Raw genomic sequence first — 22,104 nt, 5'->3', positions numbered from 1 at the left:
GTCTCATCCGGTTTTCGAATTGTCGCTCGTCCTATTCCGCGAAACAGGAGAGTTGGAGGTCCGATGTGCACCGGGAGTTAATTTTCGCCCGACCTTTCCAAAGCCAACCAAAAGGCGCTTTGCTGCTCTCATCGGCATGGCTACGCGCCATGAGGTGCTTGCATAAACGGCATCGAGAACGCTACGCAGCCGCTTTTCCTCGGAGCGCGCTTGCTCCCGCTCGGCAAGCAACTGTCCGGCCAGAGCCTCATGAGCCTTGCTCTCGCCCGCCAGCCTCGCGATTTCGGCATCGTGCTGCGCGATCTCATTCGCGATCTCGACATCGCGCTGCGCGATCTCATTGGAGAGCGCCTCTATGCGAGCCATTTGGTGTTCGACCAGTTCCCGGTTGGTTTCAATCTCCTCTTCCATTGTCGCACGACGCAACGACCATGGATTCCCGGTCTCATCGATCGGTATGTTTACCGTACCGTTCAGGGCCAGCATGCTGCCCTCGACAAGTGCAACCCGGCCTTCCACACGACGGGGACCCAGAACATTTTCCTGTGACGGACGTTTGGCGACGATGCAAAGCGAGTTCAAGAACCCGATGGAGTGGATCGAAGCCAGGGAAGTTTCCTCGAACACGGCGTCGTACTTCTGAGAAAACGCGGCCAGTACATCGACACGAAGGTGGTGTAGTCCCCAATGCTCATAGTTGACCACGTCAAGCAGACGTTTGAAAAATGACATGGAGGAAAGAGGATCATATAGGCCGCCCTCATACTTACCCCAGTAACTGCAGTGCAAATCTTCAGCTACGTACAGGCCTCCCACCGCAAGATGAGGGAAGTAGCGGGCGAAAGAGCGTATGATATCCGAGGATCGGTGCGAGCCGTCATCAATAATGATGTCGAATTTTGCGGTCTGGGCGACAATGTCGCGTTCGACGTCGGCGGTGTTGGCATCGCCGACGATAACTGCGATCTTCTCATCATCGAAGGTCAGCTTACCACTGGCCGCATTGATATCGCAGCCTACAATAAGCTCCGCTTGCGGAAAATACTGCCGCCAGATTTCCAGCGAACCGCCGTTCTGAACGCCAATTTCCAGAAGTCGAACAGGCTTGTTTCGGAAATCCGAAAATATATCTTCATATGCGTCCAAATAAATCGACCATTTGTCCGATATTTTTCCGGTATGCTCCTCGTATATGTTGCGAAGTGACTTATCTCTTCCCTTTGTCGACCTCGCGTCCTGCAGTGCGTCAGGTGATGGATACTTTTTCATGTTATCAATGCCAGTTTCGTCTCTCCGCTCAAGAGACGGTGTGCCACCACTTCCGTCGCTTCCGGCCACTCCGGGGACGTCCATCCGAACACGGCAGAGAATTTGGCCGTCGACAGCCGCGAATTGCGAGGGCGACACGCCTTGGTTGGGTAGTCCTTGGTCTCGACGTTACCTACCCGCGCATAAGGACCACCATGAGCGCGGCTGGTCTCCAAAATATGACGGGCAAAGCCGCTCCAGTTGATCCCCCCGGTGCCGGCCAGATGATAGATGCCGTAACCGTCAAACGCCTCGTCGCCGCGCAACACCGCCGCCGCATGCAGGATCGCGTCGGCAATATCAAGTGCGGATGTCGGATTTCCCCATTGGTCGGCGACCACGGCGATCTCGTCGCGGTCGCCGGCCAGCCGCAGCATGGTTTTCACGAAATTCTTGCCGAACGGGCTGTAGACCCAGGCGGTGCGCAGGATCAGATGGCGCGGATTGACGGCGGCCACGGCCAGCTCGCCGGCAAGCTTGGAGGCGCCGTAGACGCCGAGCGGTGCGGTGGCGTCGGTCTCGACATAGGCGCCGTCCTTGGTGCCATCGAAGACGTAGTCGGTCGACAGATGGATTACGGGCACGCCGAGCTTCGCGGCCGCCTCGGCGACCTTGCCGGCGCCGACGGCGTTCACAGCGAAGGCAAGATCGGGCTCGTCCTCGGCCTGGTCGACGGCGGTGTAGGCGGCAGCCGACACCACGATATCCGGCCGCGCTGCCGCGAGTGCGTCGAACACCGTATCGGGCCGCGCCAGATCGAGCACTGGGCGGCCAAGGGTGACGACCTCGATGCCATCGCGCCTCTGCCCGGCCTCCAGCAGGCTGGCAGCGACCTGACCGTCGCGTCCGGTGACAACCAGCCTCACGCCGCGCCCTTCCTGCCTTCAACCTGGCCGCGCGACCGGACTTGCCCCAGCCGCTCGCCGGCGTAGCGCTGCTCGCGGATCGGTCCCCACCACCATTTGTTGTCGAGGAACCAGTCGACGGTCCTTGCAAGGCCGCTGTCGAAACTCTCCGCCGGCGCCCAACCGAGATCCCGGCCGATCTTGGAGGCATCGATTGCATAGCGGCGGTCGTGGCCGGGCCGATCGGTGACGAAGCTGATCAAATCGCGGTAGCTCCTGCCGCCGCTGCGCGGACGCCTGATGTCGAGCAGGCCGCAGATCGTCTCGACGACGCCAAGGTTGGTACGCTCGGAATTGCCGCCGACATTGTAACTTTCGCCGGGCTGGCCCTTTGTGGCGACCAGTTCCAGAGCACGGGCGTGATCCTCTACGAACAGCCAGTCGCGCACATTGGCGCCAGCGCCGTAGACCGGCAGCGGCTTTTCGTCGAGCGCGTTGAGGATGACCAGCGGGATCAGCTTTTCGGGGAAGTGATAAGGCCCGTAATTGTTCGAACAGTTGGAGAGCACGACCGGCAGGCCGTACGTCTCGTGCCAGGCCCGCACCAGATGGTCGGATGCGGCCTTGGAGGCGGAATAGGGCGAGGATGGCGCGTAAGGCGTCTCCTCCACGAACATGCCGCCATCGAAGGGCAGATCGCCGAACACCTCGTCGGTCGAGACATGGTGGAAGCGGAAGCGCGCCTTCCTGTCCTCGTCAAGGCCGCGCCAATATTCCAGCGCCGAATTCAGCACCCGGTAGGTGCCGACGATGTTGGTCTCGATGAAGGCGCCGGGTGCGTCGATCGAGCGGTCGACATGGCTTTCGGCGGCGAGGTTCATGACGACGTCGATCTCGTCGCGGTGGAGGATGTCGAGAACCGCCCGCTCGTCACAGATGTCGGCCTGCGCAAATTTGTAGTTGTGTGCATTCTCGATAGTGCGCAGCGAGGCCAGATTGCCGGCATAGGTGAGCTTGTCGAGATTGGTCACATGGTAGGCGGGATTGGCGCACAAATGCCGGCACACGGCCGAGCCGATGAAGCCGGCACCGCCTGTCACCAGAAAATTCATGGCGCTCTCCTCACATCGTCGCGCGTCATGCGAACACCTCGGCCTCAGCAAGCGCCGACGCCTTGAGGTCCTTGGCCGAGAGCTCGAAGGCGCCGGCCGGCGACGGCCAATCGATGCCGATATCAGGATCGTCGAAACGGATCGATCGATCATGCGCCGGCGAATAGGTGTCGGTGACCTTATACAGAACCTCGGTGTCCGGCACGAGCGTGACGAAACCGTGCGCGAAACCCTTCGGCACGAGGATCTGGTTGCCTCTCTCGGCCGATATTTCGAGCGCGACCCATTTGCCGAAGGTTTTCGAGCTGCGGCGGATGTCGACCGCCACGTCGAGAATCTTGCCTCGGATCACACGCAGCAACTTGTCCTGCGCGCGTGGAGGCAGTTGATAGTGAAGCCCCCGCACGACACCTGCGGCAGCCGAATAGGAATGATTGTCCTGGACGAAACGCAGATCGATGCCGGCCTCGGCAAAGGCCTCGGCATTCCAGGTTTCGATGAAATAACCGCGCGCATCGCCGTGCCGCTTCGGCACGATTTCCAGCACGCCGTCCAAACCGAGCTGCCTGACTTCCAGCACCCTATGTCTCCGTCAGCTCGGTGACACGCCGGCGCAGATAGGCGGCGTATTCGTTCTTGCCCAGGCGCGTGGCGCGCTCAAGCACCTTGTCGGCGGTCAGCCAGCCCTGCTCGAAAGCGATTTCTTCAGGACAGGCGACTTTGATCCCCTGGCGGTGCTCGATCGTGCGCACGAAGGAAGAGGCTTCATGCAGGCTGTCATGCGTGCCGGTGTCGAGCCAGGCATAGCCGCGGCCGAGCTGATGCACGTGCAATTTCCCGCGCTCGAGATAGACGTTGTTGACCGCCGTGATCTCGAGTTCGCCACGCGCCGAGGGCTTGATCGTCGACGCGATGTCGACGACCTCATTGTCGTAGAAATAGAGGCCGGTGACCGCCCAGTTGGACTTCGGCTCCCGCGGCTTCTCCTCGATCGTCAAAGCCGTGCCGCTGAGCTTGTCGAACGACACCACGCCGTAGCGCTGCGGGTCCTCGACATGGTAGGCGAACACCGACGCGCCGCTTTGGCGCTGCGCAGCAGTGCGGCAGAGCTGCGACAGGCCCTCGCCGAAATAGATGTTGTCGCCGAGAATCATCGACACATTATCCTTGCCGATGAAGTCGCGGCCGATGATGAAGGCCTCGGCAAGCCCGTTGGGCTGCGCCTGCTCGGCATAGGAGAATTCGACCCCGAATTCCGAACCGTCGCCCAGCAACTCCCGAAACACCGGCAAGTCGCGAGGTGTCGAAATGATCAAAATCTGGCGGATACCGGCGAGCATCAAGACGCTCAGCGGATAAAAAATCATCGGCTTGTCGTATATCGGCAGAATCTGCTTAGAGATCGCTAATGTAAGGGGATACAGACGCGTCCCGCTGCCTCCTGCAAGGATTATTCCCTTCAACAAGCTCTCCTTGAATTGCCGGCCCCCGCCTCGAAATCAAGTTGCCCGTGCTTAGGTTTCGCGCAATGGCTTGTCAATTCAATCTCGGCCGTGGATCGGCGCCAGAATTGCTCTGCATCTGCCGCCTCGCGGCAATTTGACCGACCAGGCACAAGCTGACGCTGCAATAGATGCGGCGATTTGGCAAACCGGCGTCCCGCCATCCTTTTGGATGCACAACAATAAAAAAGCCGGCGGGCCTTTGGCCCGCCGGCTCATTGTGTCGTCCGGTTTTCAGGGCTGCTTGGGCAGCAGCGACCATATCGCCGGCACCAGGCTGGCGGCGAGCGCAACCTTGATCAAATCCCCGAGAACGAACGGCAAAACGCCGAACTGCCACGCCTTTTCCACGCCGATGAGGGTGGCCAGCCAGGCAAAGCCCATGGCCATCATGACGATTTCGGCGACCAGCATGGCGTTGAACAGCTTGATCGGGTGGCGGTCCCAGCCGCGGTCGGCGGCCCAGCCGACAATGGCTGCCATGACGATGAAGCCGGCGAGATAACCGCCGGTGCCGCCGATCATGTAGGCGATGCCGATGCCCTTTTCAGGCGTGCTCTGGAAGACCGGGAAGCCCATGGCGCCTTCGGCCATGTAGAGAAGCAGGGTAGCGACGCCAAGCCGCAGGCCAAACGCGGTGGCGATCAGCAGGACGGCCAGCGTCTGCATCGAGATGTCGACCGGCCCGAGCACGACTTTCGTCTTGGCCGACAGGGTCAAAAGCAGCGTTCCGGCGATCGCGAGCAAAAGCTGGGTTGCCAGGCGCTGCGCGCCCTCCTGGGGCAAAGCGAGAGAAACAAGCGGACGCATCGTCGTTGCAAGTGCCATGGTCTTCCCCAATCCGGATTGCCGCAGATCGCGGCCTTGCGTTTTTCTATATTGGCTTCCGTGTTATGCGGCAATCAGTTTTGCCGTCCTCCTGAACAGAGGTTCAACGACACCGCCATGGCGCTCAAATTCGACACCAGCTTCGATCCCGCCTATGGCCGGGGCGTCACCGTCGCGCTCGAGGTCTTGCGCGTCACCGCCAAAAACCCCAGCCCATTCACCTTTCACGGCACAAACAGCTACATTATCGGCCGCGACACACTGGCGGTGATCGACCCGGGTCCGGATGATGAAGCGCATTTCCAGACGTTGCTGAAGGTGATCGCAAACCGGCCGGTGAGCCATATCTTCGTCAGTCACACGCATCGCGACCATTCTCCGCTGGCCGCCCGGCTGAAAGCGCGCACCGGTGCCGCCGTGCTGGCCGAAGGCCCGCACCGCCCGGCAAGGCCGCTGCGGATCGGCGAGATCAATCCGCTCGACGCCAGCGCCGACACCGGTTTCGCGCCGGATGTCACTTTGCCCGACGATACGCTGGTCGAGGGCGATGGCTGGACGATCCGGACGGTGCTGACGCCGGGCCACACCGCCAATCACGCGGCATTTGCGCTCGAAGGCACCGGCATCCTGTTTTCGGCCGACCATGTGATGGCGTGGGCGACGTCGATCGTGGCGCCGCCGGACGGCGCGATGGCCGACTACATGGCCTCGCTGGATAAATTGATCGCGCGCGGCGACCGCCTGCTGCTGCCCGGCCATGGCGGCCCGGTGAATGCGCCGCGCAGCTTCATGCGCGGGCTGAAGACTCACCGCAAGATGCGCGAACGGGCGATCCTCGAACGCATCCGGGGCGGCGACCGGACAATCCCGGACATGGTCAAGGCGATCTACAGGGACACCGACCCGCGCCTGCATGGCGCCGCCGGCCTGTCGGTGCTTGCCCATCTCGAGGACCTGGTGGCGCGCGGCCTGGTTGCTACCCAGGGTGACCCGGCCATCGACGGCGTTTTTGTGCCGGTGGGGTAGAACTACTCAGCCGGCGCCGCACCCACCTGGCCCGCAACTTCCTGATCAAGTTCGGCGAGGAACCCGACGATACGGGCGGCATTGTCGCCGAGGTCGTAGCGGCCGTAGCGGGAGGCCGAGCGCATGTCGACGACGATGGTGTCGCCATCATTGCTGACCCGGATGGCGACGTCGGCGGGCAGGCCCACGACGAAGCTCCGGGCCACGGCCGATATCGTCACCTCGTCTTGACCGTCGGTCACTGGGTATGGCGCGGTAAGTTGCCAATCGCGGCGGTCGAGCACGGTTTCAACGGCGTCGACGACGGTTTCGAAAGGCAGATTGTAGCTATGCCCGGTGACCAGCGGATAGGCGTCGGCCTGCAGGCGGGCTTCGCCCGGCGTTGGCAGCGCGAGCACGTTCATGTCCTTGGTGCGGTCGCTGGTGTCGAGCACTGGCGGATTGTCGAGGTCCGTCGTGATGTCCCTCAGGGGCGGCGTGGTCGCCGCCAAATAGGTGGCAAAGCCGTAGGGCGTCAGCACCAGCAGCGCCAGCAGGGCGCCGACCGAGAGGTCGCGGCCGCCACGGTCACCGAAATGCCACAGCCTGGACAGAGCGAGACCGGCAAACAGCAAAGCGAATGCGGCAAGCAGGGCGACGATCGCCAGCACCCACAGGAAGGCCGGCGTTTCCACCAGTTCGAAATGATGGCCGGCCAGCACGGTGAGCAGCAGGACCAGGGCAAAAGCGCCCGTGCGCCGCGACCAGCCGGCCGCCTTCGATGTCTGCCGCTCGTCAATTTCCATTGTCTTCAGCACCGCCCCAACCCGCACAGACGCTTAGAGCAAAGGATGCTCAAATTGAACATCCCCTGCCCTAACGTTTTTGCCGCCGGTAGCTTGAAGGTCAAGGAAACGCACGGTCCCGGTCAATCCGTCGGCAGGCGGTAGTCGCTGAACTGCTTGCGCAAGGTGATCTTCTGGATCTTGCCGGTGGCGGTGTGCGGGATTTCGCTGATGAAAGCGACGTCGTCGGGCATCCACCATTTCGCCACCTTGCCGCCCATGAACGCCAGTATGTCCGCCTTGCTCGGCTCCTTGCCGGGTTTGGCGACCACGACCAGCAAGGGCCGTTCGCCCCATTTCGAATGATGGACGCCGATCGCCGCGGCCTCGGCGACATCGGGATGGCCGACGGCGAGGTTCTCCAGGTCGATGGTCGATATCCACTCGCCGCCCGACTTGATGACGTCCTTGGCGCGATCGGTGATCTGCATGTAGCCGCCGGAATCGATATGGGCGACATCGCCAGTGTCGAACCAGCCGTCCTTGTCGAACTGCTCGGCTCCGACGCCGCCATAATAGGCGCTGGCGACGGCTGGACCGCGCACCTTCAGCCGGCCGAAGGTCTTGCCGTCCCAAGGCAGTTCCTTGTCGTCGTCATCCGTCACCTTCATCTCGACCCCGAAGGGCGGGTAGCCCTGCTTGGCCTGGATATCGAGCCGGTCCTCGCCCTCGAGCGCTTGATACTGCGGCTTCATGGTGCACAGCGTGCCGAGCGGCGACATTTCGGTCATGCCCCAGGCATGGATGACTTCGACACCGTAATTGTCCTGGAATTTCCTGATGATGGCGCGCGGGCAGGACGAGCCGCCGATGACGACTTTGCTGAGATAGGGAAGCTTCTTGCCGGTCTCTTCCAGATGCTGCAGCAGCATCATCCAGACGGTCGGCACGGCGGCGCTGAAGGTCACCTTCTCGGTGTCGAGCAGCTCGTAGATCGAGGCGCCGTCCATCTTGCAACCGGGCATGACCAGCTTGGCGCCGATCATCGGCGCGCTCTGGCCAAGGCCCCAGGCATTGGCATGAAACATTGGCACGACGGGGAGGATCGTGTCCCGCGCGGAGAGGCCCATGGCGTCGGGCATGGCAGCAATCATGGCATGCAGCACATTCGAGCGGTGGCTATAGAGCACACCTTTGGGATCGCCCGTCGTGCCGGAGGTGTAGCACATGCCGGCTGCGGTGTTTTCGCCGAAAACCTTCCAGGCGAAGTCGCCATCGGCCTCGTTCAACCAGTCCTCATAGGCAACCACATTCGGCAGCGTCGTTTCAGGCAGATGCGCCTTGTCGGTCAGGACGATCACCTGTTTCAGCGATTTGACCGCGCCGGCGATCTTTTCCAGCAGCGGCATGAAGGTCAGGTCGACGAAGATCCCTCTATCCTGCGCATTGTTCATGATCCAGACGATCTGCTCGGGGAACAAACGCGGGTTAAGCGTATGGTAGATGGCGCCGATGCCCATGATGCCGTACCAGGCCTCTATGTGGCGCGCCGTGTTCCAGGCCAGGGTCGCGATGCGGTCGCCGAGCACAAAGCCATCGCGCTCCAACCGTTGAGCGACCTTGAGCGCGCGGCGATGAACTTCAGCATAGGTGGTGCGAACGACAGGACCTTCGATCGAGCGCGAGACGATCTCGCGCGTCCCGTGCTGCCGCTCGGCATTGTCGATCAGCTTGTGGCAGAGCAGCGGCCATTCCTGCATCAGTCCGAGCATCTGGTTCCTCCCATTGCTTCCTCGTTTTTCCCGTCTTTTGTTCCATTGTGGGACGAACGGACGGATTGTCCAGCCATGACGTCTCCAACCGTTAACGGCTGAAGCACGCAGTGATCGAAAGGCGGGGAAAACCGCCACAATCCGGCCATCGTCGACGTTAAGGTTCGTTAACGGGGTAGGGGTGCGGATTGGCGACTGAAAGAGGTTCGCATGGACACGCAGCTCGACGACAAGCAGATCGACGGCAAGCAGATCGATTACAGGCAGATCGACGACAGGCAGCTGGATGACAGCGGGGCCGAAGACGTGCAGTTGGACGATATTCAACTCGACGAAGAGCTTGAAGACACGCTTGCCGCAAGTCTGGCCGATCTCGTGCCGGAGGCCAAAAAGGTCTCCGAAGACGAATTTGTCGAGGTGGTCGGCGGCGCCCTTGAAGCGGTCGGCGGCACGCTGCTGTTCAAAATGTGCGTCCAGAACGAAGGCGAAGGCCAGCATGTCGCCGCCGCATCGATCGGCGACGGCGGCAATCGCCAGTTCCTGCTGCTCACCTTGCCGACAGGCGGCGGCCCGCTAAAGGTCGAGACGACGTCAAGAAGCACCAACCCGGTAGCCGGTATTGCCGCGGCCTATGCCGGCCTCATGGACGTGTTCAAGACCGCAGCCTGAACATTCCACGTGGGATCGTTTTTAGTGATCGGAAGGCCAGCTCTGGCCTACTGGCGAAGGCTTGCGCAACGAGTTCTCCAGACACATTTTAGAGACATGGGAAGCAATCCCGCACTCTCTCAATCGGACTGTGCTCCCAATCGAACAAGGAGAACCCCGCATGGACCAGATCGCCAACCCCGCCCCCGGCTTTCAGAGCAATCCCGGCAAGGTCATCACCGTCGAACCCTATCGCGGTACCGTGGTCGTGCGTGCCGGCGATACGGTGATCGCCTCATCGACGCGGGCGAAGCTTCTGTCCGAACCGCCCTACCCTCAGGCATTCTACATCCCCTTCGAAGACATCGACTTCACCCAGCTCGGCAAAACCACCCTGTCGACCCACTGCCCCTACAAGGGCGACGCCAGCTACTGGAGCGTGCTGCCGGCCGGTGAGACCGGCAAGGACGCGATGTGGGGCTATGAGCAGCCCTTCGACGAAATGGCTGAGATTCGCGACCACGGCGCGTTTTATCCCAACAGGGTCACTATCGAAGCAGCACCGGCCTGAGCAAGCGACTCAAGCCGCCGTTGCTCGCTTCGTCATCCCAGGGTCTTCGCGACGGAGCTTCGCTCCTGTTTCATCCTGGGATGACGAGTTTAGAGGCCTCGGCTAATCTCAAACGTCGGCGACGTTAGTCCAAAGGCGATGAAACCGCCTTCCGCCGCCTAATCCTAATCAGTCGTCCCGTCGTTGCCGACACCGTCCGCGTCATCCAGCCGCACGAACGTCAGCCCCTTGGCCTTCAGCGCGAGCAGACCTTGCACGACGCCCTCACCGGCGGCGTGGGTCGGCTGGTTGATGTGGGCGATGATGACATCGCCATCCTTGGCGGCGGCGATGCGCCGGGCAGTTTCTTTTGCGCCGAGCAACGAGCCGCCATCGCCGTTGATCGAAAAGCCGGCGACCTTGAAGCCAAGCTTGCGGATCATGGCGATAGCCGACGGGCTGTATTCGGCGGTCGCGCCGCGAAACCATTTCGGCGCCGGCTCGCCGGTGCCAGCGAGAGCGGCGGCGCCCGATTCGACTTCGGCCCGCACCGCTTCCGGGCTGCCGGCGCTGCGGATGCCATAGATCTTACGCGGCGTGTCGACGGCCGGGATGTGATGGCCGCCATGGTTTTCCAGTTCGAACAGGTCCGGATGCGCGCGCATGATCTCGACGACGGCGGCGTTGCGCTTCAGCCAGATACCGGTGACGAAGATCGTCGCCGGAATCCGGTTCTCCACCAGTGCCGACAGGATCCTCGTATCGGTCTGGCCGCCGCAGGCGTCGAGCGTAAGCGCGACGCGGCCGACATTGCCACTGCCACCATCCTCAGCCTTCAGATGCAGCGTCGGCTCGACAAGCGGCGCGGCCTGGGCCGACGACACGGCCAGGATAGATAGCGCCAAGGCGCAAAACAGCTTTTGCAAGGGATGCCTGTCTTGTCTGAGAATCGGCGCTGTCATAGCCGCATCGCAGGACCCGCAACAAGGCGGAAATCGGGATAGTGGCCGTGAGAAAGCTGATATCCCGACAATGTGACCGCCGCGCACCGTCAGACGGCGTGTTCCAGTTCCACATGCGTGCGTGACAGGACTTCGCGCACGGCCGCGACGACCGGTTCGACCTCGAGGCGCCAGACACAGCAGGCCTTGCTGGGATCGAGCGGATTGCACAGGCTGCCCGCCACGCAATTGCACGGCATGGATGGCTGCAAGGCGAGGCTGGGCACGCCGACCGGTCCCCAGACGGCCGGGCTGGTCAGGCCGAACAGGCCGACAACCGGCGTTCCGGCCGCTGCTGCCATGTGCATGGGGCCGCTCTCATTGCCGACAAACAGCCGCGCCTGCTGCAACACCGCCAGCAGCGTTTCCAGCGACAGCGCGCCGACGAGGTTGACGATCGACGCGGCACTGGCGAGGATCTGCTCGGCCGGCTTGCGCTCGTCAGGGCCGCCGACGAGTACGAAATCCAGTCCGGTTTCGCGCGAAATCGTGTCGATCACGGCGGCAAAGCGTTCATGCTGCCAGCGCCGGCCGTGAAAACTTGCGCCGGCATGCACCGCGACAAAGCCATTTGGCCGCAGATGGTGTTTGTCCAACAATGCCTGGGCCCTCGCCGTCTCCATCGGCAATGGCCGAATCGACGGCACCCGCACGCGCAGGCCGACGCCGAGCGGCTCGAGCGGCGAAAGGTAGCGGTAGAGATAGTGACGTTCGCCAAAACCGAATGGCTCGGCAAAGACATTGGCGGGCTGGCGCTCATGCCAGCGCAGCGGCCTTTCCGGAGGATTGTAGCCGATGCGGGTGCTGGCGTTGAGGAACCTGACGATGAGCCGCGATGTCTTTGAATCGGTCAGGTCGATGGTCAGGTCGAAACGGAATTGGCGCAGCTGGCTGATCATCGAATAGAGTTCGCGTCCACGCTCCAGCGGGGTGCCGCGCATGGCGGCGCGGCGGAAGGTCACGACTTCCGAGGCGATGCCGTGGGCGGTCACAAAACTGGCCAGGCGCGCCTCGCAGAGAAAGACGATCCTGACACCGGGATATTCGAGCTGCAGGTTCTTGGCGAGCGTGGAGGACAGAACAACATCGCCGATGAACTTGGTCTGGATAATCAGGATCGAGCGGAAGGGTCTGGGCGAAATCTGTAACATCTTTTTCTCGGCACCGGGCGGGTTGGGGGGCCGTGAAATTGGGCGGAAACGATGTCGGGATTGCGTGTTGAGCCGCGCACATCAGCGTGAATTTGCTTACAAAATCGTAAGCTTAGCGCCAAACGGCCACCCAGGGGTGGCCGTTTCATCGATACCGAAAGGACTATGTCGAAATCAGGATGCCGCGGCGCTCTTTTTGGGGCGCGGCACTGCTGTTTTGGGAATCTGCACCGCGGCTTGGGCTGCGGCCAATCTTGCGATCGGCACCCGGTAGGGCGAGCACGACACATAGTCGAGGCCGACCTCTTCGCAGAAGCGGATCGAGGCCGGATCGCCGCCATGTTCGCCGCATATGCCGAGCTTGATGTCGGGCCGCGTCGCCCTGCCCTTCTCGGCAGCCATGCGCACCAGTTCGCCGACGCCCTCGATGTCGAGCGAGACGAACGGGTCCTGCTCGATGATACCTTTCTGCCGATAGGTCTCGAGGAAGGATGCCGCATCGTCGCGCGAGATGCCGAAGGTGGTCTGGGTGAGATCGTTGGTGCCGAAGGAGAAGAACTCGGCCGTAGCGGCGATGACGTGGGCGCGGATCGCCGCGCGCGGAAGCTCGATCATCGTGCCGGTGAGATAGTCGATCTTGACGCCGGTCTCGTCCATGACAGCCTTGGCGACCGCATCGATGCGCGCCTTGACGTAGTCGAGCTCCTTCACCAGGCCGACCAGCGGCACCATGATCTCGGGAACGACCAGCGCGCCGGCTTTCTTGCCGGCCTCGACGGCTGCCTCGAAAATGGCGCGCGCCTGCATCTCGGCGATCTCGGGATAGGAGACGGCGAGACGGCAGCCGCGATGGCCGAGCATCGGGTTGAACTCGTGCAAGGCTTCGGTGCGCTGCCTGAGCTTGTCGGGCGAGACGTTCATGGCGGCGGCGACCTCCGCCACCTCCGCTTCCGTCTTGGGCAGGAATTCGTGCAGCGGCGGATCGAGCAGCCGGATCGTCACCGGCAGGCCGGCCATGATCTCGAAGAGTTCGAGGAAATCCGAGCGCTGCATCGGCAACAGCTTGGCAAGCGCGGTGCGGCGGTCCTTCTCGGTATCGGCCAGGATCATCTCGCGCATGGCGACGATACGCTCGCCGTCGAAGAACATGTGCTCGGTGCGGCAGAGGCCGATGCCTTCGGCGCCGAAGGAGCGCGCCATGCGCGCATCGAGCGGCGTCTCGGCATTGGTGCGCACCTTCATGCGGCGCACCGCATCGGCCCATTCCATGATGGCGGCGAAATCGCCCGACAGTTCCGGCTGCAGCATCGACACGGCGCCCTTCAGCACCTGGCCGTTGCTGCCATCGATGGTGATGATGTCGCCCTTGCGGAAGGTCTGGCCCATCGACATCAGCGTGCCGGCCTTGTAGTCGACACGCAGCGAGCCGGCGCCCGAAACGCAAGGCTTGCCCATGCCGCGCGCGACCACGGCGGCGTGGCTGGTCATGCCGCCGCGCGTGGTCAGGATGCCTTCTGAAGCATGCATGCCGTGAATGTCTTCGGGGCTGGTTTCGATGCGCACCAGGATTGCCTTGCGACCTTGCGTCTTCAGATCCTCGGCATCGGCGGACGAGAAGACGATCTCGCCGGTCGCGGCGCCCGGAGAAGCCGGCAGGCCGACGCCGATGACATCGCGCGCGGCCTTGGGGTCGATGGTAGGATGCAACAGCTGATCGAGCGAGGCGGGATCGATGCGGGCGACCGCCTCCTCCGTCGTGATCAGCTTGTCGCGCGCCATTTCGACGGCAATCTTCAGCGCCGCCTTGGCGGTGCGCTTGCCGGAACGCGTCTGCAGCATCCACAATTTGCCGCGCTCGATGGTGAATTCGAGATCCTGCATGTCGCGGTAGTGCTGTTCCAGGCGGTCGGAGATGTCGACGAAGGACCGGAACGCGTCCGGCATCAGTTTCTGCAGCGACGGCTTGTCGGAGCCGGCGGCGATGCGCGCCGCCTCGGTGATGTTTTGCGGCGTGCGGATGCCGGCTACGACATCCTCGCCCTGCGCGTTCACCAGGAATTCGCCATAGAGCATCTTTTCGCCGGTCGAGGGGTTGCGCGTGAAGGCGACGCCGGTGGCCGACGTCTCGCCCATGTTGCCGAATACCATGGCCTGGACATTGACCGCCGTGCCCCAGCTTTCCGGGATGTCGTGCAGGCGCCGGTAGGTGATGGCGCGGTTGTTCATCCAGCTGGAAAACACCGCGCCGATCGCCCCCCACAGCTGCTCGTGCGGGTCCTGCGGAAACGGCTTGTCGAGTTCCTCCTCGACCTTGGCCTTGTAAAGGGCGATGACGCTCTGCCATTCCTGCGCTGTCAGTTCGGTGTCGAGCTCGTGGCCGAGGCTCGCCTTCTGGTCCTCGAGGATTTCCTCGAACACTTCGTGGTCGAGACCCATGACGACATCGGAATACATCTGAATGAAGCGGCGGTAGCTGTCATAGGCAAAGCGGGCATCGCCGGAATCGGCTGCCAACGCCTCGACCGTCTCGTCATTGAGGCCGAGATTGAGCACGGTGTCCATCATGCCCGGCATCGAGGCCCTGGCCCCGGAGCGGACCGAGACCAGAAGCAGCTTCGACGGATCGCCGAAACGGCGCCCCGTCAGCTGCCCGATATGGTCCAGCGCCTTGACGACATCGGCCTGCAACGCGGCCGGATAGCTGTTGCCGTTGGCGTAATAGGCGTTGCAGACTTCGGTGGTGAGGGTGAAGCCCGGCGGCACGGGCAGGCCAAGACTGCACATCTCGGCCAGATTGGCGCCTTTGCCGCCGAGAAGGTTGCGGTCGCCCGCACGTCCCTCCGCGGCGCCATCGCCGAAGGTGTAGACCCATTTGGTCATGCTCGCCCTCCAAGTCCTCGGAAGATAGAACACCGGGGCCAAGACCCGGTTCCCCCGCGTTCCGACCCGAGCGTTATTATGCTGCAGTGCGAAAGGCAAGGTGTGGCAGCGAAGCCCGGCGACTACAATCGATTAAGCAAAAGCTGCGTCGAAAAGACTTGCCGGATCGCTGCCCAGGATATAGAACATATAGGGAACAAGTTGGGAGCAGCGTGATGAAACTCAACGGAAAACTCGACTATCTCGAACTGCCCGCGACCGGCGCGACGCTGGACAGCGTCAAGGCTTTCTACAGCGCCGCCTTCTCGTGGTCGTTCACCGATTACGGGCCGACCTATTCGGCCTTCGGCGAAGGGCTCGATGGCGGCTTCCAGGCCGATGCAGCGGAGGCGCCGGCGAAACCATTGCCGGTGCTCTATTCGCAGGATCTGGAAGCAACGCTCGACGTTGTCGAAAGCGCCGGCGGCACGATCGTCAAGCCGATATTCTCGTTCCCGGGCGGCAGGCGGTTCCATTTCACCGATCCCGCTGGCAACGAGTTGGCGGTCTGGGGCGAATAGCGCGTCCCCGCGCCAAGCGGTGGATCAGTTTTGCACAGTGGCCAACTCGGCATTGAGCTTTCGTGCCGCTCGTCCTATAAGGCCGCGCGCAACGGGCAAAGCTCGCTTGCTGGGGCGTCGCCAAGTGGTAAGGCATCGGTTTTTGGTACCGACATTCCCAGGTTCGAATCCTGGCGCCCCAGCCAAATCACATGCCTTTGGAATCAATGATTTACCGACCTTATCGATGGCTGCCGTCAGGAGCTATCTGACTCCCACGCGACCCCGACTCCGTTGACAGAGCCGGGGCCGTGCGGAGAGGATCAGTAATCGTTGTCGTCCTGGATGACGACGGGATGATGCCGATGATGTCGATAATAGCGATGATGGCTGCGCTCGATCGAGCCGGTCACGATGACCGTATCCCGGCGATGATGTCTGCGGCCGTGGTCGTAGAAGGCAACCGTGCCGTGTCTGCGGTGATGAAGGCGTTGACCCTGGTCATTGATGACCTTTACGCTCCTGTGATGATGTCGATGGTGGGTCGTGATGACCACGTCAGCTTCGGCTGCCGGAGCTATCGTCGGCATGGCAATGAACAGCGCCAAGGCGCTCACGATCATTGTTTTCATTGTAATATCTCCACCTGCTAATTATCCCTTCGCGGGGATAACCGCGTCCCATCCCTTTGGTTCCGAGTAGCGTCGTCGGTCCACGGGCGCGATCAGTGACGGCTGCTCCCGTGCAACACGGCGTATCGAAAGAAGAAGTTGCGACAGCAGCTCCTGTTGGCAACTTCTGGTAAAGGCGCTCTTTCAAGCCGACCACCAGGGTTACGCCACTCGACAAAGGAGCGCTGCACAGGACCCTTCTATGTCGTCGCGTTCGATCTCCTGATCTGTGACGGGAAACACCCGTCTTGCGAGGAAGACCGTCGGCACAATTTGTGAGATTTACGAGACCAATCAGGCCATCTTAGATCGCCTAAGTCGGGCCGTCTCAGATCCCGTAAGAAAGTGCAAGGTAAACCACCGGCGCCAAGATCAGCAGAACCGCGATTCCGATAACCACTGCGATTGCCAGGCGCTCTGTTCGCCTGACAAGCTCAGCGACCTTGTCGTCGTCAGCCGATGGTATGAGGTCAAGAACGGAAGAAACCTCCGCAGGACTGTCGTTGTCGTTTGCGGGTCGGGTTGCGCCGTCACGCACAGATCTCTGGACAAAGGTCACTGTTAGCCTCGCTATTGAAACGCACGCCGTTGGCGGTGTCACGACAATCGGGTGCCCGCTAACCTCTCAGGAATGGCGGGCACCCGATTGACCACCGATGAAGGGACTCATGCTCGGCAGCCCGGTTCCAATGTATCGGGAGGGCATAGGTTGCCCGCCTTCAGGCCTATGGCTCCGACGTCAGGACTTCAGTCATACCCTGTTCGGACCTTGGTCTGGCAATCGACGAAGCGATGGCCGCCATTTTGTTTCGACGCAGAAAATGCGGGAACATTAGTAGGCTCTTACGAGTTCACTCCCAGCAACTAGTTCGGGAGAGATACGGTGAACAACATAATCTGGCTCATCGGAGCAGTCGTTATCGTGATTGCGATACTGAGCTTCCTGGGCTTCCGATAAACGTGGCAGCTGAATTGCGGTCGGAGCCTATTGCCATCTGCGCCTTGTAGGCCTCGCTTTCGCGTTGGCCGGGCGCTTTGCATGTGGGCTTTGGCGTTCGCTCTCAGGTGGCGCTTAAATTCCTTCTCTTCGAACCTTACAGAATGCGCGTCGCAAGCAGGTCGCAAGGGCGACGGTCCTATTGCAACAGTCGGATCGACGCCATCGCCGACGAAATCAACAAAGCATGCTGCGTCAGCTCGCCTCGCGCATCGCCTCGGCGGCCTGCAGATCGACCGAGACCAGTTGGCTGACGCCCTGCTCGGCCATGGTCACGCCGAACAGGCGGTTCATGCGCGCCATCGTGATCGGGTTGTGGGTGATGATGACGAAGCGCGTCTCGGTGGTCGCGGCCATTTCGTCCATCAAATTGCAGAAGCGCTCGACATTGTGATCGTCGAGCGGCGCGTCGACTTCGTCGAGCACGCAGATCGGCGCCGGATTGGTCAGGAACACCGCAAAGATAAGCGACATCGCCGTCAGCGCCTGCTCGCCGCCGGACAGCAGCGTCATGGTCTGCGGCTTCTTGCCGGGCGGACGGGCCAGGATTTCGAGCCCGGCTTCGAGCGGGTCGTCGGATTCGATCAGCTGCAGTTCGGCCGTGCCGCCACCGAACAGATGCGAGAACAGCCGCTGGAAATGGCCGTTGACCACCTCGAAAGCGGCAAGCAGCCGTTCGCGGCCTTCGCGGTTCAGGCTCTGGATCGCTTGCCTGAGCTTGCGGATCGCCTCGATGATGTCCTCGCGCTCGGAGACGATGGTCTCCAGCCGGTCCGACAATTCCTTCTGCTCTTCCTCGGCGCGCAGATTGACGGCGCCGAGCCGCTCGCGCTCAACCTTCAGCCGGTCGAGCTGGCGCTCGATCTCGGCCATTTCCGGCATCGGGCTGTCGGCTTCCAGGCCAGTATGGCGAATGACCAGATGCGGCGGCGTGTTCAGCGTTTCCTGGATGCGCGCCTCGACCTCGAGCCGGCGCTCATCGGCGGCGGTCAATCGCTCTTCGGCGCGGACGCGGGTTTCGCGGGAATCGGCCAGCGACTGGATGGCCGCGGTGGCGGCCTTGTCCAGCTCGGCCTGCTTGTTCTCGGCCTCCTGCAAACGGTCGGCGGCCGCCTTGCGCAAGGTCTCGGCCTCGGTCAGCTGCGACAGCAGCGCGCGCCGCCTGGCGTCGATCTCGTCGGGGGCGTCGGCCAGCGTTTCGCGCTCGGCCTCGGCCTCGGCCCTGCGCTCGCCCAGCGAGGCAATCTGCGTCGAGGCGTTTTCGGCCCGCTGCAACCAGTTGCTGCGCTCGGCGCCGATGGCGTCGAGCCGGCGCGTGCGCGCCTCGGCTTCGCGGCGCAGGCCTTCATGGACGGCGCGCGCGTCGGCCAAGGTTGCGCGATCGCGGCTGACATTGGCGGCGGATTGTTCAAGCTGCAATTGCAGGTCGCCGAGATCGGGGGCGTCCTGCAGCAGCATTTCGGCCTCGGCGAAGGCGGCGGCCGTTTCTTCATGGCTGTCGACGATTCGCGCGCGCGCCTCGTCCAGGGCGGCGCGGCGGCTTGCCAGCTCGCCACCGGCCTTTTCGGCCTCGGCCAGCGCGCTGCGGGCGGCGTCCAGGCCGTGCTGGGCATCGCGCCCGGCCTGGCGGGCGTTGCGTTCGGCCTCGCTCGCCTCACGCAGCGCCTGTTCGGCCTGGGCAAGGGCAGCCTCTGCCTCACGCATCATCTGCGTCGCCTGCACCGCCTCGGCATCGAGCTCGGCCAGCCGGTTCTTCTGCGCCAGCCTCTGCGCGGCCGCGGTCGGTGCATCGGCGCTGGCGGTCAAGCCATCCCAACGCCACAGCGCGCCGTCACGGCTGACCAGCCGCTGGCCGGGGGCAAGCAGCGTCTGCAGGCGTTTGCCGTCCGCCGCATCGACGATGCCGATCTGCGCCAACCGGCGGGCAAGCTGCGAAGGCGCGCGCACCACGCTGGCGAGGCTCTTGAGGCCTTCCGGCAAAGCCGCATCGCCTGGTTCAACCTGGCTTTCGCCCCAATGCACCGGCGCGCTGCGGTCGAGCGGCACGTCGAGATCCTCGCCAAGCGCAGCACCGAGGGCCGTCTCATAGCCGCGTTCGACGCTGAGTTGCTCCAGTACCGACGGGAAAAGATCGCCGCTGGCGGCATTGAGGATCTTGGCCAGCGTGCGGGCTTCGGTCTCGATGCCGGCGAGTTCGGCCCTGGCATCCTNATCCTGCAGCGGCGGACGGGCGGCACTCTCGGTGGCGCGCGCCTCGGCGACCGCCTGTTCGGCAGCAATGGCGCCGGCCTCGGCTTCCTCCAACCGGGCGAGCGCGTCCTCGACCAAAGCGCGCTTCTCGGCGGGATCGGGCAGGCCGGCGACTTTCGAGACGATCTCCGATAGCTCGCGGTCGACATCGGCCAGCTGGCGGGCAAAGCGATCGCGGCGTTCGGCGGTGTCGCGCAGCGTGCGCTCGATCTGGTTGCGCGAGGCGGCGGCCTCTGCTCGTTCGGCGGTCAGCGCCGCGAGCTTTGCTTCGCTTGTTATAAGCGTTGCGCCGGCCTGCTCGAAAGCGGCCCGCGTCGTGGCTTCGCGCTCGGCGGCGCCGGCATTGTCTGAGTTGAGCGTGGCTTCTTCCTCGCGCAGGCGCTCAAGAATATCCGCATTGTCGCGGACCATGCGCTCCTCGCGGGCGATGTCGCCGTCGAGCTGCTGCAGCCGGCGCTCGAGTTCGGCCTGGCGGGCGCGGATGCGGCCTGCCTCCTCCTCGATCTGCGCCTTGGCGATCGACAGGCGCTGGAAGGCGGCAGCCGCGGCGGCCTCGGCATCGCGCAGATCGGGCAGCCGGTGGGCACCGATGCCTTGCTCACGGGCGGCAGCCATCTGGGCGGCGGCGCGGTCGCCGACCAGAGCTGTGGCAACCGCCAATGCCGACCGCGCATCGCCCTCCTGGGTTTTGGCCAAGGTCCAGCGCAGATGCAAGAGCGTGGCTTCCGCCTTGCGGATATCGGCCGACAGGTTCTTGAAGCGCGATGCCTGGCGCGCCTGGCGCTTCAGGCTTTCGATCTGGCTTTCCAGTTCGCCGACGACGTCGTCCAGCCGTTCCAGATTCTGTTCGGCCGCCTTCAGCCGAAGCTCGGCCTCGTGACGGCGGGTGTGCAGGCCGGAAATGCCGGCGGCTTCTTCGAGCAGCGCGCGGCGCGCCTGCGGCTTGGCCTGGATCAGTTCGCCGATGCGGCCCTGTCCGACCATGGATGGCGAGCGCGCGCCGGTCGACTGGTCGGCGAACAGAAGCTGCACGTCCTTGGCGCGGGCTTCCTTGCCGTTGATGCGGTAGAGCGAGCCGGCTTCGCGCTCGATTCGGCGCGACACTTGCAATTCATCGGCGTCGTTGAAGGCGGCGGGCGCGGTCCGGTCGCTATTGTCGAGGAACAGCGTGACTTCGGCGGTGTTGCGGGCCGGGCGCGTTCCCGAGCCGGAAAAGATCACGTCGTCCATGCCGGACGCGCGCATGTTCTTGTATGAGCTTTCGCCCATCACCCAGCGCATCGCCTCGACAAGGTTCGACTTGCCGCAGCCATTCGGCCCGACAATGCCGGTCAGGCCGCGTTCGATGACGAACTCGCCGGGTTCGACGAAGGACTTGAAGCCGAGGAGGCGAAGGCGCGAAAACTTCATTCGCGCCTGCCTGGAAGGCACAAAGGTGCGCTGACGCCAAAGCGCAGTCGCTCCGGCGCCGCCTGGACGTCAGAGCAGAGGGTCGATGATGGCCGATATTTCCTCAATCGACATCGCACCTTTGTAGGTTTTCCCGTTGATGAAGAAGGTCGGTGTCGAGTCGACCTTGAATTCATCGGCGCCGCGCTTCTGGACCGATCTCACATCGTCCAGAAGTTTCTGGTCCGTCAAGCAGGCCTCGAAGGACTCCTGTGTAAAACCGGCGAGCTTGGAGATCTGCAGCAGCGCATCCTTGGTATTGTTGACGCCGACCCAGTTGGCCTGCTGCTTGAACAGCACGTCGACCATCGGGAAATAATTGTCCTTCGAACAGCGCGCCAGCATGAAACCGGCCTCGGCGCTCGGATCGAACGGGAATTCGCGCAGGATGTAACGCGCCTTGCCGGTGTCGATGTATTTGGTCTTCAACTCAGGGAAGGTGGTCGCCGCGAAATGCGCACAATGCGGGCAGGTCATCGAAGCATATTCGACGATGGTGACCTTGGCGTCATCCTTGCCGAGCTGCTTGTCGGGCAAAGCGCCGGGCTTCAGCAGTTCGGCCATGTCGACATTGCCGGAAGACTCCGGGACCTTGACGGCGGCCGGAGTGGCAGGCGTCGAAGCAGGCACCGCGGGAGCCGCAGGCTTCACATCCGCTGCTTTGGCATCCTCGCCTGAATCGCTGCATGCGGCGAGCATAGCCACTGCCGGAATGACGGCCAGCGAAGACAGGAGGTTTCTGCGGGACAAGCTACGGTTCATGCGAATCACCTGACTGTGGTTTGATTTTGCAACGCAAAGGCTAGAAAAG

The 22,104-nt window shown here is 62.8% G+C and carries 18 protein-coding genes and 1 tRNA gene; 5 read left to right on the top strand and 14 right to left on the bottom strand.

All coding sequences use genetic code 11. The features are described from left to right. Positions 1–3: 3 nt before the first annotated feature. From X751_RS1000000164655 to X751_RS161900, 6 genes are all read right to left on the bottom strand, one after another. Positions 4–1,269, bottom strand: a complete 1,266-nt coding sequence (locus X751_RS1000000164655) for a class I SAM-dependent methyltransferase (protein WP_023743691.1) — start codon at positions 1,267–1,269, stop codon at positions 4–6. Next, a complete protein-coding gene (gene rfbD / locus X751_RS161880; protein ID WP_023743690.1) occupies positions 1,266–2,174 on the bottom strand; it encodes a dTDP-4-dehydrorhamnose reductase in 909 nt (302 codons plus the stop codon). The genes X751_RS1000000164655 and rfbD overlap by 4 nt, the downstream gene beginning before the upstream one ends. After that, on the bottom strand, positions 2,171–3,265 hold the full coding sequence (rfbB, locus tag X751_RS161885; protein WP_023743689.1) for a dTDP-glucose 4,6-dehydratase: 1,095 nt from the start codon (positions 3,263–3,265) through the stop codon (positions 2,171–2,173). Before rfbB ends, rfbD begins: the two co-directional genes overlap by 4 nt. A gap of 25 nt (positions 3,266–3,290) precedes the next feature. Further along, positions 3,291–3,845: a dTDP-4-dehydrorhamnose 3,5-epimerase gene (rfbC, locus tag X751_RS161890; RefSeq protein ID WP_023687179.1), complete on the bottom strand. Its 555-nt coding sequence runs from the start codon at positions 3,843–3,845 to the stop codon at positions 3,291–3,293. A gap of 1 nt (position 3,846) precedes the next feature. Continuing rightward, positions 3,847–4,728 carry a glucose-1-phosphate thymidylyltransferase RfbA gene (gene rfbA / locus X751_RS161895; protein WP_023698135.1) on the bottom strand — a complete coding sequence of 294 codons (882 nt, stop codon included), beginning with the start codon at positions 4,726–4,728 and terminating at the stop codon, positions 3,847–3,849. Positions 4,729–5,001: 273 nt separating this feature from the next. After that, positions 5,002–5,595, bottom strand: coding sequence for a biotin transporter BioY (locus X751_RS161900; RefSeq protein WP_023738505.1), 594 nt, complete (start codon positions 5,593–5,595; stop codon positions 5,002–5,004). Between the two features lie 117 nt (positions 5,596–5,712). On the opposite strand from X751_RS161900, the gene X751_RS161905 reads away from it, so the two are divergent. Beyond that, the gene (locus X751_RS161905) at positions 5,713–6,621 is read left to right on the top strand and encodes an MBL fold metallo-hydrolase (RefSeq protein WP_023743688.1); all 909 of its coding nucleotides are present in this window, start codon (positions 5,713–5,715) and stop codon (positions 6,619–6,621) included. Between the two features lie 2 nt (positions 6,622–6,623). Here the strand turns inward: X751_RS161905 and X751_RS161910 are convergent, their stop codons facing one another. Together X751_RS161910 and X751_RS161915 are read right to left on the bottom strand one after the other, a co-directional pair. Next, positions 6,624–7,406, bottom strand: a complete 783-nt coding sequence (locus X751_RS161910) for a DUF1499 domain-containing protein (RefSeq protein WP_023684603.1) — start codon at positions 7,404–7,406, stop codon at positions 6,624–6,626. Positions 7,407–7,528: 122 nt separating this feature from the next. Next, positions 7,529–9,157: a fatty-acid--CoA ligase gene (locus X751_RS161915; RefSeq protein ID WP_023743687.1), complete on the bottom strand. Its 1,629-nt coding sequence runs from the start codon at positions 9,155–9,157 to the stop codon at positions 7,529–7,531. Between the two features lie 312 nt (positions 9,158–9,469). On the opposite strand from X751_RS161915, the gene X751_RS161920 reads away from it, so the two are divergent. Then, positions 9,470–9,826: a hypothetical protein gene (locus X751_RS161920; RefSeq protein WP_023743686.1), complete on the top strand. Its 357-nt coding sequence runs from the start codon at positions 9,470–9,472 to the stop codon at positions 9,824–9,826. A 160-nt stretch (positions 9,827–9,986) separates the two neighbouring features. Continuing rightward, positions 9,987–10,376 (top strand): DUF427 domain-containing protein, encoded by a 390-nt coding sequence (locus X751_RS161925; RefSeq protein WP_023698131.1) that lies wholly within the window; start codon positions 9,987–9,989, stop codon positions 10,374–10,376. A gap of 164 nt (positions 10,377–10,540) precedes the next feature. Here X751_RS161925 and X751_RS161930 read toward each other — a convergent pair whose 3' ends face one another. The 3 genes from X751_RS161930 to ppdK all read right to left on the bottom strand — a co-directional run bounded on the left by X751_RS161930 (position 10,541) and on the right by ppdK (position 15,387). Then, on the bottom strand, positions 10,541–11,317 hold the full coding sequence (locus X751_RS161930) for a polysaccharide deacetylase family protein (protein WP_050587064.1): 777 nt from the start codon (positions 11,315–11,317) through the stop codon (positions 10,541–10,543). 89 nt (positions 11,318–11,406) lie between these two features. Beyond that, positions 11,407–12,507: a glycosyltransferase family 9 protein gene (locus tag X751_RS161935; RefSeq protein WP_023743685.1), complete on the bottom strand. Its 1,101-nt coding sequence runs from the start codon at positions 12,505–12,507 to the stop codon at positions 11,407–11,409. Between the two features lie 174 nt (positions 12,508–12,681). Next, positions 12,682–15,387, bottom strand: coding sequence for a pyruvate, phosphate dikinase (ppdK, locus tag X751_RS161940; RefSeq protein ID WP_023692731.1), 2,706 nt, complete (start codon positions 15,385–15,387; stop codon positions 12,682–12,684). A gap of 215 nt (positions 15,388–15,602) precedes the next feature. On the opposite strand from ppdK, the gene X751_RS161945 reads away from it, so the two are divergent. Both X751_RS161945 and X751_RS161950 read left to right on the top strand, forming a co-directional pair. Next, positions 15,603–15,947, top strand: a complete 345-nt coding sequence (locus X751_RS161945; RefSeq protein ID WP_023670692.1) for a VOC family protein — start codon at positions 15,603–15,605, stop codon at positions 15,945–15,947. Between the two features lie 110 nt (positions 15,948–16,057). Then, a tRNA-Gln gene (locus tag X751_RS161950) sits at positions 16,058–16,132 on the top strand. 117 nt (positions 16,133–16,249) lie between these two features. Here the strand turns inward: X751_RS161950 and X751_RS161955 are convergent. From X751_RS161955 to X751_RS161970, 3 genes are all read right to left on the bottom strand, one after another. Then, on the bottom strand, positions 16,250–16,558 hold the full coding sequence (locus tag X751_RS161955; protein ID WP_023670691.1) for a hypothetical protein: 309 nt from the start codon (positions 16,556–16,558) through the stop codon (positions 16,250–16,252). Between the two features lie 1,231 nt (positions 16,559–17,789). Further along, a complete protein-coding gene (gene smc / locus X751_RS161965; RefSeq protein WP_023743684.1) occupies positions 17,790–21,254 on the bottom strand; it encodes a chromosome segregation protein SMC in 3,465 nt (1,154 codons plus the stop codon). Positions 21,255–21,323: 69 nt separating this feature from the next. Next, complete coding sequence (locus X751_RS161970) at positions 21,324–22,055, bottom strand: DsbA family protein (RefSeq protein WP_023687169.1); 732 nt, start codon at positions 22,053–22,055, stop codon at positions 21,324–21,326. Between the last annotated feature and the right edge of the window lie 49 nt (positions 22,056–22,104).

Origin of the sequence: Mesorhizobium sp. LNJC394B00, assembly GCF_000502555.1 — a bacterium.
Lineage (GTDB): Bacteria > Pseudomonadota > Alphaproteobacteria > Rhizobiales > Rhizobiaceae > Mesorhizobium.
This window is presented reverse-complemented; position numbering and strand designations above follow the sequence as displayed.

Coding starts and splice junctions, on each gene's coding strand:
- X751_RS1000000164655 (WP_023743691.1), bottom strand. CDS start 1,269: ATGAAAAAGTATCCATCACCTGACGCACTGCAGGACGCGAGGTCGACA.
- rfbB (WP_023743689.1), bottom strand. CDS start 3,265: ATGAATTTTCTGGTGACAGGCGGTGCCGGCTTCATCGGCTCGGCCGTG.
- X751_RS161900 (WP_023738505.1), bottom strand. CDS start 5,595: ATGGCACTTGCAACGACGATGCGTCCGCTTGTTTCTCTCGCTTTGCCC.
- X751_RS161905 (WP_023743688.1), top strand. CDS start 5,713: ATGGCGCTCAAATTCGACACCAGCTTCGATCCCGCCTATGGCCGGGGC.
- X751_RS161910 (WP_023684603.1), bottom strand. CDS start 7,406: ATGGAAATTGACGAGCGGCAGACATCGAAGGCGGCCGGCTGGTCGCGG.
- X751_RS161915 (WP_023743687.1), bottom strand. CDS start 9,157: ATGCTCGGACTGATGCAGGAATGGCCGCTGCTCTGCCACAAGCTGATC.
- X751_RS161925 (WP_023698131.1), top strand. CDS start 9,987: ATGGACCAGATCGCCAACCCCGCCCCCGGCTTTCAGAGCAATCCCGGC.
- X751_RS161930 (WP_050587064.1), bottom strand. CDS start 11,317: ATGACAGCGCCGATTCTCAGACAAGACAGGCATCCCTTGCAAAAGCTG.
- X751_RS161935 (WP_023743685.1), bottom strand. CDS start 12,507: ATGTTACAGATTTCGCCCAGACCCTTCCGCTCGATCCTGATTATCCAG.
- ppdK (WP_023692731.1), bottom strand. CDS start 15,387: ATGACCAAATGGGTCTACACCTTCGGCGATGGCGCCGCGGAGGGACGT.
- X751_RS161945 (WP_023670692.1), top strand. CDS start 15,603: ATGAAACTCAACGGAAAACTCGACTATCTCGAACTGCCCGCGACCGGC.
- X751_RS161955 (WP_023670691.1), bottom strand. CDS start 16,558: ATGAAAACAATGATCGTGAGCGCCTTGGCGCTGTTCATTGCCATGCCG.
- X751_RS161970 (WP_023687169.1), bottom strand. CDS start 22,055: ATGAACCGTAGCTTGTCCCGCAGAAACCTCCTGTCTTCGCTGGCCGTC.